This window comes from Streptomyces sp. NPDC102258 (assembly GCF_055584685.1).
The window spans coordinates 200,003-213,600 of sequence record NZ_JBVJLO010000003.1; the positions used below are offsets into that span (position 1 = coordinate 200,003).

Sequence of the window (13,598 nt, forward strand, 5' to 3'; positions counted from 1 at the left end):
CCACGGGGGGAATGCGCGCCGGCCGGGTCCGGTTGGGGAGGGGGATGGCTGGATGGCAGTGCCTTGGCTGACATGAGGAGAGACATGGCCGACACGCAGGTGCGCGAGAAGACTCCCGTCGACTTCTGGTTCGACCCCCTGTGCCCCTGGGCCTGGATGACCTCCCGCTGGATGCTGGAGGTGGAGAAGCTCCGCGACATCGAGGTGCGCTGGCACGTGATGAGCCTCGGCGTCCTCAACGAGAACAAGCTCGACGAGCTGCCCGAGTCCTACCGCGAGATGCTCGGCCCCCAGGCCTGGATCCCCGTACGCGTCGTGACGGCCGCCGAGCAGAAGTTCGGCAAGGAGATCACGGGCCCGCTCTACACCGCGCTCGGCACCCGCATCCACAACGAGGGCCGCGGCAACACCCCCGAGGTGATCGCCGAGGCCCTGGCCGAGGTGGGTCTGCCGGCCGACCTCGCCAAGTACGGCGTGTCCGACACCTTCGACGCCGAGCTGCGCGCCTCGCACGACGACGGCATCGAGCGGGTCGGCCAGGAGGTCGGCACCCCGGTGATCTCGGTGCCCGGCGCCGACGGCCAGGAGGTGGCCTTCTTCGGCCCGGTCGTCACCCCGGCGCCGCGCGGCGAGGCCGCCGCCCGGCTGTGGGACGGCACCCTGCTCGTGGCGTCCACCCCGGGCTTCTTCGAGATCAAGCGGACCCGTACGCGGGGCCCGTCCTTCGAGTAGCCCGTAGCCGGTAGCCGCCCGCCCGCCCGCACAGCGGAAGACCCCCGCGAGTCACGTCCTCGCGGGGGTCTTCCGTTGGAAACGCCCGCACGCGAAGGTTGAGAAGACGATCACGAGGCGGGCGGCTCTGGGGTGCCGGTCAGCCCTTGGCGGGGATCAGCAGCGGGGTGTTCGCCTTGGCGTCGGCGTAGCGCCGGGCCACGTCCTGCCAGTTGACGACGTTCCACATGGCCTCGATGAAGTCCACCTTCTGGTTCTTGTACTGAAGGTAGAAGGCGTGCTCCCAGGCGTCGAAGACGAGGACCGGCACGGAGGCCTGGCCGACGTTGCCCTGGTGGTCGTAGATCTGCTCGACGATCAGCCGACCGCTGATGGGCTCGTACGCGAGCACGCCCCAGCCGGAGCCCTGCGTCGCGGAGGACGCGAAGGTCAGCTGCTTCTTGAACTTCTCGAACGAGCCGAAGGACTCGCGGATGGCGTCCGCGAGGTCGCCCAGGCCGTCGGCCGCGGTCGGCTCGCCGCCGCCCTCGCCGGTCTTGGGGCTGGCCATGTTGTGCCAGTAGATGCTGTGCAGGATGTGGCCGGAGAGGTGGAACGCGAGGTTCTTCTCCAGGCCGTTGAGGGCGCCCCAGTTGCCCTTGTCGCGCGCCTCGTCCAGCTGCTCCAGCGTGGTGTTGGCGCCCGCGACGTAGGCCGCGTGGTGCTTGTCGTGGTGCAGTTCGATGATCTGCGGGTTGATCACCGGCTCCAGCGCCGCGTAGTCGTACGGAAGCTCAGGAAGCGTGTAGATGGCCATGCGTGTATCCGGTCCCCTCGGCGTGCCAATCGCTAATTGCAATTAATGCGCAACTGCACGCTAGCAGCATCTATTCCGCCTCACGAGTAAGGGTCACCTCTCTGGGGCGGACCTCCGGCAACGTCAGAGGCCGGGCCCATGCGCTCGCATGGGGCCCGGCCTCTGACGCGCCGTCCGGTGGGGGTGTCGCACCGTCCGGAAGTTAAGGGGCGACCTCGCGGGCGGCCGCCCGGCGCTGTACGACGTACCCGGTGACCGCCAGGGCCGCGGTCAGCCCGGCGGTGAAGACCACCTGCACCCGGGTGTCCTCGCCCAGGGCCATCAGTACCAGCACCCCGGCGACCCCGGCCAGCGCCACCCAGGTCAGGTACGGGAAGCCCCACATCCGCACCACCAGCTTCTCGGGCGCCTCGCGCTCCAGCCGCCGGCGCAGCACGAACTGGGAGACCGCGATGAACCCCCAGACGATGAGGATGACCCCGCCGACCATGTTCAGCAGCCAGGCGAAGAGGGTGTCCGGGTACCAGTACGACAGCAGGACGGTGACGAACCCGAAGCCGGAGGAGGCGAGCACCGCCCGGCGCGGCACGCCGCCGCTGACCTTGCCCAGCGCCTTGGGGCCCTGGCCCCGGGCGACGAGGGAGTGGGCCATGCGCGAGGAGCCGTAGATGTTGGCGTTCATCGCGGAGAGCAGGGCGATCAGGATGACCACGTTCATGATCTCGCCGGCCGCCGGGATGCCCAGGTGGTCCAGGGTCGCGGCGTAGGGGCCGTCCGCGGGGAGCGCCGGGTCGTTCCAGGGCAGCAGGGTCACGATGACCAGCATCGAGCCGACGTAGACGATCGCGATCCGCCACATGGTGGTCTTCACGGCCCTGGCCACGCCCTTGACCGGGTCGTCCGACTCGGCGGCCGCGATGGTCACCGTCTCCAGCCCGCCGTACGCGACCACCGAGGCGAGCAGGCCGACCAGCAGACCGTCGACGCCCTTGGGCAGGAAGCCCCCGTCGTGGACGAGGTTGGCGGCGCCGGGGGAGGAGGTGCCGGGCAGCAGGCCGAGAATGGCGAGCACGCCCAGGCCCAGGAAGAGGGCGATGGCGCCGATCTTCAGGGCGGCGAACCAGAACTCGAACTCGCCGAACCGCGAGACGGCGCCCAGGTTGCCGGCACAGAAGAGCGCCATGAAGGCCAGCACCCACATCCACGAGGGCGTGCCCGGGAACCAGCCCGTCATGATGTGCGCCGCGCCGATCGCCTCGATGGCCACGCCCACGCACAGCAGGACCCAGAACATCCAGCCCGCCGTGAAACCGGCCCACGGCCCGATCGCCCGGTCGGCGTGCACCGAGAAGGAGCCGGAGGCGGGGTTGGCGGCGGACATCTCGCCGAGCATCCGCATCACGCACATCACCAGCAGCCCGGAGACGGCGTACGCGAGCACGATCGAGGGGCCTGCGGCCGCGATCCCGGCGCCCGAGCCCACGAAGAGCCCGGCGCCGATGACCCCGCCGAGGGCGATCATCGAGAGGTGGCGCTGCTTGAGACCGCCGCCGAGCGGGGAGCCGGCGGGGGCCCGCGGCGGCTCGGGGGGCGCGAGGGTGTTGCTCTGGCTCATGGGGGTGTGCCTGTCCGGTGTGCGGGGGCGGGACGAGGTCACCAGTGTGCCGAGCGTCCGCTCACCGGACATTCTGCGTCCGGTATGCGGACAGGCGGCTCACGGATGGTGATCGCCCCCGCACGCGCGCCCCGGCATACGCGAGGACCCCCGCGCCGGGTGGCGCGAGGGTCCCGAAGACGGCGGAGGGGCGGTTACGCGGCCCCGCGCGCCCGGCGCTCACGCACCTCGCGCACCCCCGCCACGAGCAGCACCGCCGCCGCCGCGCCGGAGGACCACAGCAGCTGCGGCCGCGCCGCGTCGTCGAACAGCATCAGCACCAGCACCGCCGCCATCCCCAGCAGCGCCGCCCACGTCAGGTACGGGAACAGCCACATCCGCAGCGTCAGGCGCTCCGGCATCTCCCGCTCCAGGATCCGCCGCAGCCGCAGCTGCGAGACCGCGATCAGCGCCCACACGAACAGCAGCACCGCGCCGACCGCGTTCAGCATGTAGAGGAACACCGTGTCCGGCCACAGCAGGTTCAGCACCACCGAGACGAACCCGAAGGCCACCGACGCGAACACCGCCCGCCGCGGCACCCCGCCGCCCGACACCTTCAGCAGCGCCCGCGGCGCCTCGCCCCGTTCGGCCAGCGAGAAGACCATGCGCGAGGAGCCGTACAGGTTCGCGTTCAGCGCCGACAGCAGCGCCACGAACACCACGATGTTCATGATCTGCCCGGCCGCCGGGATCCCGATGGAGTCCAGCACCGCCACGTACGGGCTCTGGCCCGGCTCCAGCGAGTCCCACGGCAGCAGGGTCACGATGACCAGCATCGAGCCCACGTAGAAGAAGAGGATGCGCCACACCGCGCTGCGCACCGCGCGGGCCACCGAGCGCGCCGGGTCGTCCGACTCGGCGGCGGCGATCGTGACGACCTCCAGGCCGCCGAACGCGAAGACCACCGCGAGCATGCCGGCCACCACCCCGCCCGAGCCGGCCGGGAAGAAGCCGCCCCGGCCGGTCAGGTTGGCCATGCCGACGGGGTCGGTGTCGGGCAGCACGCCGAAGATCGCGAGGGTGCCCAGGATCAGGAACAGCACGATGGCGCCGACCTTGAGGGCCGCGAACCAGAACTCGAACTCGCCGAAGTTCCGCACCGCCGCCAGGTTGCTGAGGGTGAAGACCACCATGAAGATCAGCACCCACACCCACTGGTCGACCGACGGCAGCCAGCCGTTGGCGATCTTCGCGGCGCCGGTGGCCTCCACGGCGAGCACCACGACCAGCAGGAACCAGTAGAGCCAGCCCGCCGAGAAACCGGCCCAGCGCCCGAGGGCCTTCTCCGCGTACACGGAGAAGGATCCGGAGGCCGGCATCGCGGCCGACATCTCGCCGAGCGCCCGCATCACCAGCATCGCGAGCACGCCCGCGAGCAGGTACGAGCAGATGATCGCGGGACCGGCGACGGCGATGCCGGCGCCGGAGCCCACGAAGAGGCCGGCGCCGATCACGCCGCCGAGGCCCAGCATCGTCAGGTGACGCTGCTTCAGGCTGTGGCTGAGGGGTTCCGGGGGCAGGGCGCTCCCGGTGACGTTCTGGTCGGGCAGGGGGTCGCGCATGAGGGGATGCTCGTACTCTCGGTCGGCCACGCGGCGCTGGGGCCGCGCAGGGGACAAGGGGCAAGGGGCAAGGGATTGGCGGGAACCTACAGTCTGGCCGTAGGGAACCCGTGGGAGCAAAAAGGGCGTGCGGTCGATCGTGGGCCGTGACGCGGATCACTCCGACCCGGGTGTGGAATCGGGTCTTTGTACGGTCTCCACCAAACCGGGGAGTACGGCTTTGTCCCGGCCGACGGTGGGGCGGCGCCCGGCCCCGCACTAGCCTCACGATGTCCTGTCGATCACCACCTCGCGGAGCCCCCGATGAGCCTTGCTTCCGTCTCCTTCCGGCCCGGCGCCGTCCTCGCCGACCTGCTGCCCGCGAGCCGCGTGCGCGACCTCGCGCTCGTCGCCGGCGGAGCCGCGCTCACCGGCCTCGCCGCGCAGATCGCCGTGCACGTTCCCGGCTCGCCCGTGCCGGTCACCGGCCAGACCTTCGCCGCCCTGCTGGTGGGCACCGCCTTCGGCGCCCGCCGCGGCTTCCTCTCGCTCGCCCTGTACGCCGCCGTCGGCATGGCCGGCGTCCCGTGGTTCGCGGGCGGCACCTCCGGCGCGGGCGGCGCCTCCTTCGGCTACGTGCTCGGCATGCTGCTGGCCGCCACCGTCGTCGGCGCCCTCGCGCGGCGCGGCGCCGACCGCTCCGTCCTGCGTACCGCGGGCACCATGGTGCTGGGCTCGGCCGTGATCTACGCGGTGGGCGTGCCGTACCTCATGGCCGCCACCGGCATGTCCCTGAGCGCCGCCGTCGCCGCGGGCCTGGTCCCGTTCCTGCTCGGCGACGCCCTCAAGGCCGCCCTCGCCATGGGCGCCCTGCCCGCCGCCTGGAAGCTGGCGGGCCGCCGGGGCTGAACCCCGTACCGCCCCCCTGTACAGCAGCCCCGGACCGCGATCGGCGGTCCGGGGCTGCTGTGCGCGCGGGGACGTAACGCGGGGGGCATTACGCGGCTGCGTCGGCCGGGGCCGGGGCCGCGGCGGCGGACTCGTTCCTGCGGCGCAGCGCGGAGCGGACCACGCCGATCACCAGCACGACGGCGGCGACCAGCAGCGAGAGCAGCACCGTCTCGCGGTTGTCCTTGTCGTAGACCATGTAGCCCAGGACGAAGGTGATCATCGCGGCGGTGAGCCAGGTCAGGTACGGGAAGAACCACATCTTCACTGTCACCTTCTCCGGCGCCTCGCGCATGAGGATCCCGCGCATCCGCAGCTGGGTGAAGCAGATGACCAGCCACACGAACAGCGCGATGGCGCCCGAGGAGTTCAGCAGGAAGCTGAAGATCGTGTCGGGGAAGGCGTAGTTGAAGTAGACGGCGGCGAAGCCGAAGACGACCGAGCCCAGGATCGCGACGGCGGGCACGCCGCGCTTGGTGACCTTGGCGAAGGCCTTGGGCGCGTCGCCGCGCTCACCGAGCGAGAAGGCCATGCGCGAGGCCGTGTACAGGCCCGAGTTCAGACAGGACAGCACGGCGGTCAGGACGATCACGTTCATGATCTGGCCGGCGTGCGCGATGCCGATCGAGTCCAGGGCGGCGACGTAAGAGCCCTTGTCGACGATCGACTTGTCGTTCCACGGCAGCAGCGTGAGCACGATGAAGATCGAGCCCAGGTAGAAGATGCCGATGCGCCAGATCACCGAGTTCGTGGCCCGGGTGACGGCGCGGCGCGGGTCCTCGGACTCGCCCGCGGCCAGCGTGACGATCTCGCTGCCCATGAAGGAGAAGACGACCATCAGCACACCGGTGAGGACGGAGCCCCAGCCGTTCGGCATGAACCCGCCGGTGTCGGTGAGGTGCGCCAGTCCCGCGCCCGGGTTGTCCGAGCCCGGCAGCACGCCGAAGACGGCGAGCAGGCCGACGATCACGAAGGCGCCGATGGCGACGACCTTGATGCCCGCGAACCAGAACTCGAACTCGCCGTAGGAGGCGACCGAGCCGAGGTTGGTGGCGGTCAGGACGACCATGACGATCAGCGCCCAGCCCCACTGCGGGACGGCCGGGATCCAGCCTTCGAGGATCTTCGCCCCGGCGGTGGCCTCCACGGCGAGGACGACGACCCAGAAGAACCAGTAGAGCCAGCCGATGGAGAAGCCGGCCCAGCGGCCGAGCGCGCGGTCGGCGTAGGCGGAGAAGGAGCCGGAGTTCGGGCTGGCGGCCGCCATCTCGCCGAGCATCCGCATCACGAAGACGACCAGGGCGCCGACGAGTGCGTACGAGAGCAGGATGGCCGGGCCGGTCTTGGCGATGCCGCCACCGGAGCCGACGAACAGGCCGGCGCCGATGACGCCGCCGATGGCGATCATGGACAGGTGGCGGTTCTTGAGACCGGCCTTCAGACCGTCGGAGGGCTGCGCCGAACCGGGTTCACCGGAGGGGTCGCCTGCCTTCTTCAGGGTCGTCGTGGTGCTCATGGACGATTCCTTAGGTTCTCGGGTTTCGAGTTCCGGCATTCAATCCCGACATCCTCGAAGTACGGAAGACCCTGTTCCGATCGTTGCCTCGGGCCTCTACCCCGGGACCAAGGTCCCGGCCCCTCCCGTCTGGCCTCTTTGGGTTTACTTGAGGTTTAGACGTGACATACGCGACACCCTCTGGCCGGCTCCGAGCGCCCGCATGCCACACTCGACCCATGCGCGTGTATCTCGGATCCGACCATGCCGGCTTTGAGCTCAAGAACCACCTGGTGGACTGGCTCAAGAACAACGGCCACGAGCCCGTCGACTGCGGGCCCCACATCTACGACGAGGTGGACGACTACCCGCCGTTCTGCCTGCGCGCCGCCGAGCGGACCGCCGCGGACGAGGGCAGCCTCGGCATCGTGATCGGCGGCTCCGGCAACGGCGAGCAGATCGCCGCCAACAAGGTCAAGGGCATCCGCGCCATCCTCGCGTGGAGCGTCCAGACCGCCGAGCTGGGCCGGGAGCACAACAACGCCAACGTGATCTCCGTCGGCGGCCGCATGCACACCGAGGACGAGGTCGTCAGCTTCGTCGACACCTTCCTGAAGACCCCGTACTCGGGCGCCGAGCGCCACACGCGCCGCATCGACATGCTCACCGCGTACGAGCGGACCGGCGAGCTCCCCCCGATCCCGGCCCACCACCCCCAGGACCGGTAGCGGCACCAGGAGCAGACCGGTACAGCAGCAGTACGCGCCCGCGCCGCCGGACCCGCTCCGGCGGCGCGGGCACGTCCGGACGTAGGAGCAGTGCCGTGCCCGAAGGGCATACGATCCACCGCCTCGCGGCGGACCACACCGAGCGCTTCGCCGGCCGCCCGGTCCGGGTCAGCAGCCCCCAGGGCCGGTTCGCCGACAGCGCGGCCCTGCTCGACGGGCGCACGCTGGAGGGCGCCGAGGCCCACGGCAAGCACCTCTTCCTGGAACTCGGTGACGCCTGGATCCACATCCACCTCGGCCTCTTCGGCAAGCTGGGCTTCGGCCCCGCCCCCGCCCCGCCCGCCACCGACACGGTCCGGCTGCGGCTGCGTAACGCGGACCACTACGCCGACCTGCGCGGACCCACCGCCTGCGCGCTCCTCGGCGAGGGCGCCAAGAAGGCGATACACGAGCGGCTCGGCCCCGACCCGCTGCGGCCCGCCGACGACCCCGACCGGGCCTGGAAGCGGATCTCCCGCTCCCGCACCACCATCGCCGCACTCCTCATGGACCAGAAGGTCGTTGCGGGCGTCGGCAACGTCTACCGGGCCGAGGTCCTCTTCCGCCACGGCATCGACCCCTACCGCGCGGGCAAGGACCTCACCCGCGCCGAGTGGGACGCGCTGTGGGCCGACCTGGTGCTGCTCATGCGCGAGGGCGTACGCCTCAACCGGATCGACACCGTGCGCGACGAGCACCTCCCCGAGGCCATGGGCCGCCCGCCCCGGGTCGACGACCACGGCGGCGAGGTCTACGTCTACCGCCGGGCGCACCTGCCCTGCCACGTCTGCGGCGGCGAGATCCGCACCGCGGACCTCGCCGCCCGCAACCTCTTCTGGTGCCCGGCCTGCCAGCGGCGCTAGAACCAGGCGCACTCTGACGACGGGCGCCAGCGCCTCAGAAGCCGTGCGGCAGCCACGGCGCGACCTCGCCCGCGAAGGCCCGCGAGGCCGTCGCCAGCGCGCCCGGACGCAGCTCGCTCACCCGGCCCGCCGCCGCCAGCGAGGTCAGGGTGATCCCGCCCAGGTACGCCGAGCCCAGCTCGCGCACCGACAGCGCCAGCTCCGCCGCGTCCGCGGTCCGCACGCAGCGCGCGGGGCCGTCCGCCTGCGCCGTCAGCCGCCACCGGCCGGTGTTCCACGGGCAGAACGCGTCGTCGACCTCCAGGACCAGGTCCAGCGGGGCCCCGTACGTCCGCGCCTCCAGCGCCGCCGGCAGGTCCACCAGCCGCAGGTGCAGCGCGTCCCGCTGCCGGGTCCGCAGCCGGCGGACGTCGCTGGCCAGGTGCAGCAGGGGCTCGTCCACGGGCCGCCCGTACGCCCGTACGCTCCAGGTCAGGTCGATCTCGAACAGGTAGCGCCACAGCGCCGCGTACGCCGCCGGGTGCAGCGCGTCCACGTCCTCGACCAGCACCTTGCCGTCCGAGCCGCTCTGCTCCCAGTCCGGCTTGACCCGGTAGCGGGCGTACCCGGTGACCTCGCCCTCCGCGTTCTGCGCCACCACGCACTTCAGCGGCGAGGCCCCTTCCCGGCGCGACTGCGGATCCAGCAGCCCCAGCCGCTCCCAGCCCGGCTGCCGGGCCGGCATCCCCGGCCGGTCCGCGACCAGGGCCGCGTACACCCGCTCGCAGTCCGCCAGCGCCTTCTCCGGGTCCACCAGCCGCAGCCGCACCTCGTCCGTACCCGGCGGCACGGTCAGGCGTACCCGGGTGGTGTCGGCGTCCACGGACAGGTCGTAGGCGGCGGTGCCGTAGCCGAAGCGGCCGTAGATCTCCGGTTCGGAGGCCGTCAGCACCGCGAGCGGTTCGCCACCCTCCCGGACGTCGTCCAGCTGGCGGCGCATCAGCGAGGTCAGCACCCCGCGCCTGCGGTGGGTCGGCGCGACGCCGACCATGGTCACGCCCGCCGCCGGGACCAGCGCCCCGCCCGGTACCGAGAGCCGGAAGCTGAAGGCGCCGGCCGAGCCGACGCAGGTCTCCTCGTCCCAGACGCCGAGGGAACGTTCCAGCTCGGTGAGGTCCCGGAAGAGCGCCCGCTCGCCCAGGGTCTCCGGCACGCCACCGAATGCCAGTTCCAGATGGTCGTACCAGACATCCCACTCATCAGCCTGCAATACGCGCGTATCAAGAGCCATGGGGCCATCCCTACCAGGGCAATCCGTCCCGGTCGAACTGTTTTCGACCCCCGGAGATGACCTACGTCCGGGGGTACCCCTGCGCGCACACAGCCGGGATGGATAGGGTCCCGGTGCAATGGCCTCGGCACGCGTGGAGACGCTCGTGGCCCGGACCCGCCTGTCCTGGCACCGGGCCCGCACCGCCCTGCGCAAATCCGCCGTCGACTACTTCCGCGGCGACGCCTCCGACTGGCTCGCCTTCGCCGGCCTGCTGCTGACCGTACCCGCGATCGCCTGCGGCACGCTGCTGATGCCCGTCTGGTTCTCGTCGTCGGCGCTGGTCCTGCCCATCGTGGCCGGGGGCCTGCTGCTGCGGCCCGCGAGCCTGCTCGGCCTGTACGCCGCCGCCGCGACCGCCCTGATCGTGGAGGCCCTGGTACTGGGCCCGTACAGCGGCGGGCCGGGCCGGGTCACTCCCGGGACCGTGCTCGTGGTGGCGGCCTGCGGGTTCTTCGGGCTGGTCATCGCCCAGTTCCGCAGCCGCGTCGGCGTGCCCTGGCGGCGCGGCGGCACCATGCTCTTCGACCTGCGCGAACGGATCCGGGTACAGAGCAAGCTGCCCGCCCTGCCGCGCGGCTGGCACCGGGAGATGGCCCTGCGGCCGGCCGGCGGCCAGTCCTTCTCCGGCGACTTCGTGGTGGCCGCCCGGACGAACGGCGGCCGGACCCTGGAGATCGTCCTCACCGACGTCTCCGGCAAGGGCATGGAGGCCGGCTCGCGCGCGCTGCTCCTGTCCGGCGCCTTCGGCGGACTGCTCGGGGCCCTGCCCCCGCACGGCTTCCTGCCCGCGGCCAACGGCTATCTGCTCCGCCAGGACTGGGACGAGGGCTTCGCCACCTCCATCCACCTCGTCCTGGACCTGGAGAGCGGAGACTACGAACTGCTCTCCGCCGGGCACCTCCCCGCCCTCCAGCTGTCGGCCGGCACCGGCCGCTGGCAGGAGGTCACCGGCGAGGGCCCGCTCCTCGGCGTCTACGACGGCGCGGAGTTCACCCCGGCACGCGGGAACCTGCGGCGCGGCGACGTCCTGATGCTCTTCACCGACGGCCTCGTCGAGACCGCCGAGCGCGAGATCAGCGAGGGCATGGACCGCCTCACCGGCGAAGCCGACCGCTACGTCGCCGCCGGCTGGGAGGGCGCGGCCTGGCACCTGATCGAAAAGGTCGCCAAGGACGTCAACGACGACAGAGCCCTCCTCCTCATCCGCCGCTCCCCGTAACCGGCCCGGGGGCCTGTCCGGGCTCTGGGGCCCCGGCCCCACCTGGCCCGGCCCGGCCCTGTCCGGGCCCTGGCCCGGAACCCGCCCCGGGCCCCGGCCCAACCGGCCCCCCGGCCTGAGAGGCCTGGCCACCGCCGGCCCGGCGCGTGGCGGTGGCGGTGCGTCCCGGGCGTCCCGGGCGTCCCGGGCGGGCCGCGGCCCGGCTCGGGGCGGGCCGGGGCGCCGCGCGGGGCGTCGGGGGTCGCCGGTGGGCCACCCGTCAGGGATTGGCACGTTCCGTCAGGGGCGCGGCCGCCTAGCGTGCGCGGTATGGACCGCATCCTCGCCGCCGATCTCGCGCGGCTGCCCGCACTGCTCGACGCCACCCGCCGCGCCGCCACCGACACCCTCGCGGCCCTGGAGGCGCGGCCCGTCGTACCGGCCCCCGCCGACGCCGCGCCGCCTTCGCCCGAGCCGCTGCCCGAGCACGGCGTCGGCACCGAAGCGGCCCTGGCGGCCTTCCAGGCCCGCTGGGCGCCCCGGTTCTCGGCCTCCGCGGGCCCCCGCTACCTCGGCTTCGTCACCGGCGGCGCCACCCCCGCCGCCCTGGCCGGCGACTGGCTCACCGCCGCCCACGACCAGAACTCCAACTCCGCCTACGACGGCGCCGGCCAGCACCTGGAGCGCGAGACCACCGGCTGGCTGCGCGGCCTCTTCGGCCTCTCCGACGCCCACACCGGCACCTTCGTCAGCGGCGCCACGATGTCCAACACCGTCGGCCTCGCCATCGCCCGCGAATGGCTCGGCGAACGCCTCGGGGTCTCCCCGGCCGAGGACGGCGCGGCGGCCCTCGGCCCCGTCCGCGTCCTGTCCGGCGCCCCGCACTCCTCCATCGCCAAGGCCCTCTCCGTCCTCGGCCTCGGCCGGAACTCCCTCGTCCGCGTCCCCACCCTTCCCGGCCGGGAAGCCGTCGACCCCGCCGCCCTGGACCGGGCCCTCGCCGACACCCCCGGCCCGGCCGTCGTCGTCGCCAACGCCGGCACCGTCAACACCGTCGACTTCGACGACCTGACGGCCCTCGCCGCCCTCAGGGAACGGCACTCCTTCTGGCTGCACACCGACGCCGCCTTCGGCGCCTTCGCCGCCCTCTCCCCGGAGCACGCCCACCTCACCGCCGGACTCGACGCCTCCGACTCCGTCTGCGTCGACCTGCACAAGTGGCTCAACGTCCCCTACGACAGCGCCGTCCAGTTCACCCGCCGCCGCGACCTCCAGACCCGCGTCTTCGCCAACGCCGCCGCCTACCTCGGCCCGCTCGGCGACGAACCCGACCTCGTCCACCTCACCCCCGAGAACTCCCACCGCCTGCGCGCCCTCGCCGCCTGGTTCACGCTCCGCGCCTACGGCCGCGCCGGACACCGCGAGATCGTCGAACGCGACATCGACTGCGCCCGCGCCCTCGGCGCGGAACTGGACCGGGACCCGGCCCTGCGCCTGCTCGCCCCCGTCCGCCTCAACGTCGTCTGCTTCACCCTCGCCACCGACCCCACCCCCGAGCGCCTCACCGCCCTGCGCGTGGCCGCCGGCGCCGAGGTGTTCGTCACGCCCACCGTGTACGGGGGAACCCCCGCCCTGCGCGCCGCGTTCTCCAACTGGCGCACCACGCGCGCGGACGTACGCCGGGCCGCCCAGGCCCTGGGCGCGGCAGCGAAGGAGATCGCATGACGGGGCAGCCGCTCACCCTCCAGGAAGTGGAGGCCCTGGCCCGCGAGGCGCACGAGGGCCAGACCGACAAGGCCGGCCGGCCCTACGCCGAGCACCTCGCGGCCGTCGCCGAGGGCGTCCGCCTGCGCGGCGGCACCCCGGCCCAGCAGGCCGCGGCCTGGCTCCACGACGCCGTCGAGGACGAGGCGATCAGCCCCGCCCGGCTGGCCTCCGCGGCCCTCCCCGAGGAGGTCAAGGCCATGGTCCTGGCCCTGACCAAGCGCCCCGGCGAACCACTGGAGGAGTACGCGGCCCGCATCCTCGCCACCCCCGGCGCCCTCCTCGTCAAGGAAGCCGACCTCGCGCACAACGCCGACCCCGCCCGCCTGTCCGTCCTGGACACCCCCACCCGCGAACGGCTGACCGCGAAGTACGCGTACGTCCGCTCCCTCCTCGGCGTCACCGCCCCCTGACACGTACCTCTTGCCCGAAATATGCCCAGTACGGATGCCCTTGGCGGGAAAGAACCACTGGCGATTCGTCACGGGACGGATAGCCGGGGCCCGTTGGTGGGAGGATGGTGCG

Annotated in this window: 12 protein-coding genes; 7 read left to right on the forward strand and 5 right to left on the reverse strand. The window is 72.5% G+C overall.

What is annotated here, in order from left to right; translation table 11 throughout:
- The first annotated feature begins 84 nt into the window (after positions 1-84).
- Complete coding sequence (locus ACZ6ZT_RS06520) at positions 85-732, forward strand: mycothiol-dependent nitroreductase Rv2466c family protein (RefSeq protein ID WP_469716136.1); 648 nt, start codon at positions 85-87, stop codon at positions 730-732.
- 139 nt (positions 733-871) lie between these two features.
- On the opposite strand, the gene ACZ6ZT_RS06525 is transcribed toward ACZ6ZT_RS06520, so the two are convergent.
- The 3 genes from ACZ6ZT_RS06525 to ACZ6ZT_RS06535 form a co-directional block, all read right to left on the reverse strand.
- A complete protein-coding gene (locus ACZ6ZT_RS06525) occupies positions 872-1,528 on the reverse strand; it encodes a superoxide dismutase (RefSeq protein ID WP_469716138.1) in 657 nt (218 codons plus the stop codon).
- Between the two features lie 202 nt (positions 1,529-1,730).
- Complete coding sequence (locus ACZ6ZT_RS06530) at positions 1,731-3,143, reverse strand: amino acid permease (RefSeq protein WP_469716140.1); 1,413 nt, start codon at positions 3,141-3,143, stop codon at positions 1,731-1,733.
- Between the two features lie 194 nt (positions 3,144-3,337).
- Complete coding sequence (locus ACZ6ZT_RS06535) at positions 3,338-4,747, reverse strand: amino acid permease (RefSeq protein ID WP_469716142.1); 1,410 nt, start codon at positions 4,745-4,747, stop codon at positions 3,338-3,340.
- A 303-nt stretch (positions 4,748-5,050) separates the two neighbouring features.
- Here ACZ6ZT_RS06535 and ACZ6ZT_RS06540 point away from each other — a divergent pair, with 303 nt between their 5' ends.
- Positions 5,051-5,635: a biotin transporter BioY gene (locus tag ACZ6ZT_RS06540; RefSeq protein ID WP_469716144.1), complete on the forward strand. Its 585-nt coding sequence runs from the start codon at positions 5,051-5,053 to the stop codon at positions 5,633-5,635.
- 88 nt (positions 5,636-5,723) lie between these two features.
- Here ACZ6ZT_RS06540 and ACZ6ZT_RS06545 read toward each other — a convergent pair whose 3' ends face one another.
- On the reverse strand, positions 5,724-7,190 hold the full coding sequence (locus tag ACZ6ZT_RS06545) for an amino acid permease (RefSeq protein WP_469716146.1): 1,467 nt from the start codon (positions 7,188-7,190) through the stop codon (positions 5,724-5,726).
- A 218-nt stretch (positions 7,191-7,408) separates the two neighbouring features.
- Between ACZ6ZT_RS06545 and ACZ6ZT_RS06550 the strand changes: the two genes are divergently transcribed.
- The gene (locus ACZ6ZT_RS06550; protein ID WP_469716148.1) at positions 7,409-7,897 is read left to right on the forward strand and encodes a ribose-5-phosphate isomerase; all 489 of its coding nucleotides are present in this window, start codon (positions 7,409-7,411) and stop codon (positions 7,895-7,897) included.
- 95 nt (positions 7,898-7,992) lie between these two features.
- Positions 7,993-8,799 (forward strand): Fpg/Nei family DNA glycosylase, encoded by an 807-nt coding sequence (locus ACZ6ZT_RS06555; protein ID WP_469716150.1) that lies wholly within the window; start codon positions 7,993-7,995, stop codon positions 8,797-8,799.
- A 34-nt stretch (positions 8,800-8,833) separates the two neighbouring features.
- On the opposite strand, the gene ACZ6ZT_RS06560 is transcribed toward ACZ6ZT_RS06555, so the two are convergent.
- Positions 8,834-10,069: a GNAT family N-acetyltransferase gene (locus tag ACZ6ZT_RS06560; RefSeq protein ID WP_469716152.1), complete on the reverse strand. Its 1,236-nt coding sequence runs from the start codon at positions 10,067-10,069 to the stop codon at positions 8,834-8,836.
- Positions 10,070-10,187: 118 nt separating this feature from the next.
- Here ACZ6ZT_RS06560 and ACZ6ZT_RS06565 point away from each other — a divergent pair, with 118 nt between their 5' ends.
- From ACZ6ZT_RS06565 to ACZ6ZT_RS06575, 3 genes are all read left to right on the forward strand, one after another.
- Entirely contained in the window at positions 10,188-11,330 is a 1,143-nt protein-coding gene (locus tag ACZ6ZT_RS06565; RefSeq protein WP_469716154.1) for a SpoIIE family protein phosphatase, read from the forward strand.
- A gap of 309 nt (positions 11,331-11,639) precedes the next feature.
- Positions 11,640-13,034 (forward strand): pyridoxal phosphate-dependent decarboxylase family protein, encoded by a 1,395-nt coding sequence (locus ACZ6ZT_RS06570; protein WP_469716156.1) that lies wholly within the window; start codon positions 11,640-11,642, stop codon positions 13,032-13,034.
- Complete coding sequence (locus tag ACZ6ZT_RS06575) at positions 13,031-13,486, forward strand: HD domain-containing protein (protein WP_469716157.1); 456 nt, start codon at positions 13,031-13,033, stop codon at positions 13,484-13,486. Before ACZ6ZT_RS06570 ends, ACZ6ZT_RS06575 begins: the two co-directional genes overlap by 4 nt.
- The last annotated feature ends 112 nt before the right edge of the window (positions 13,487-13,598 follow it).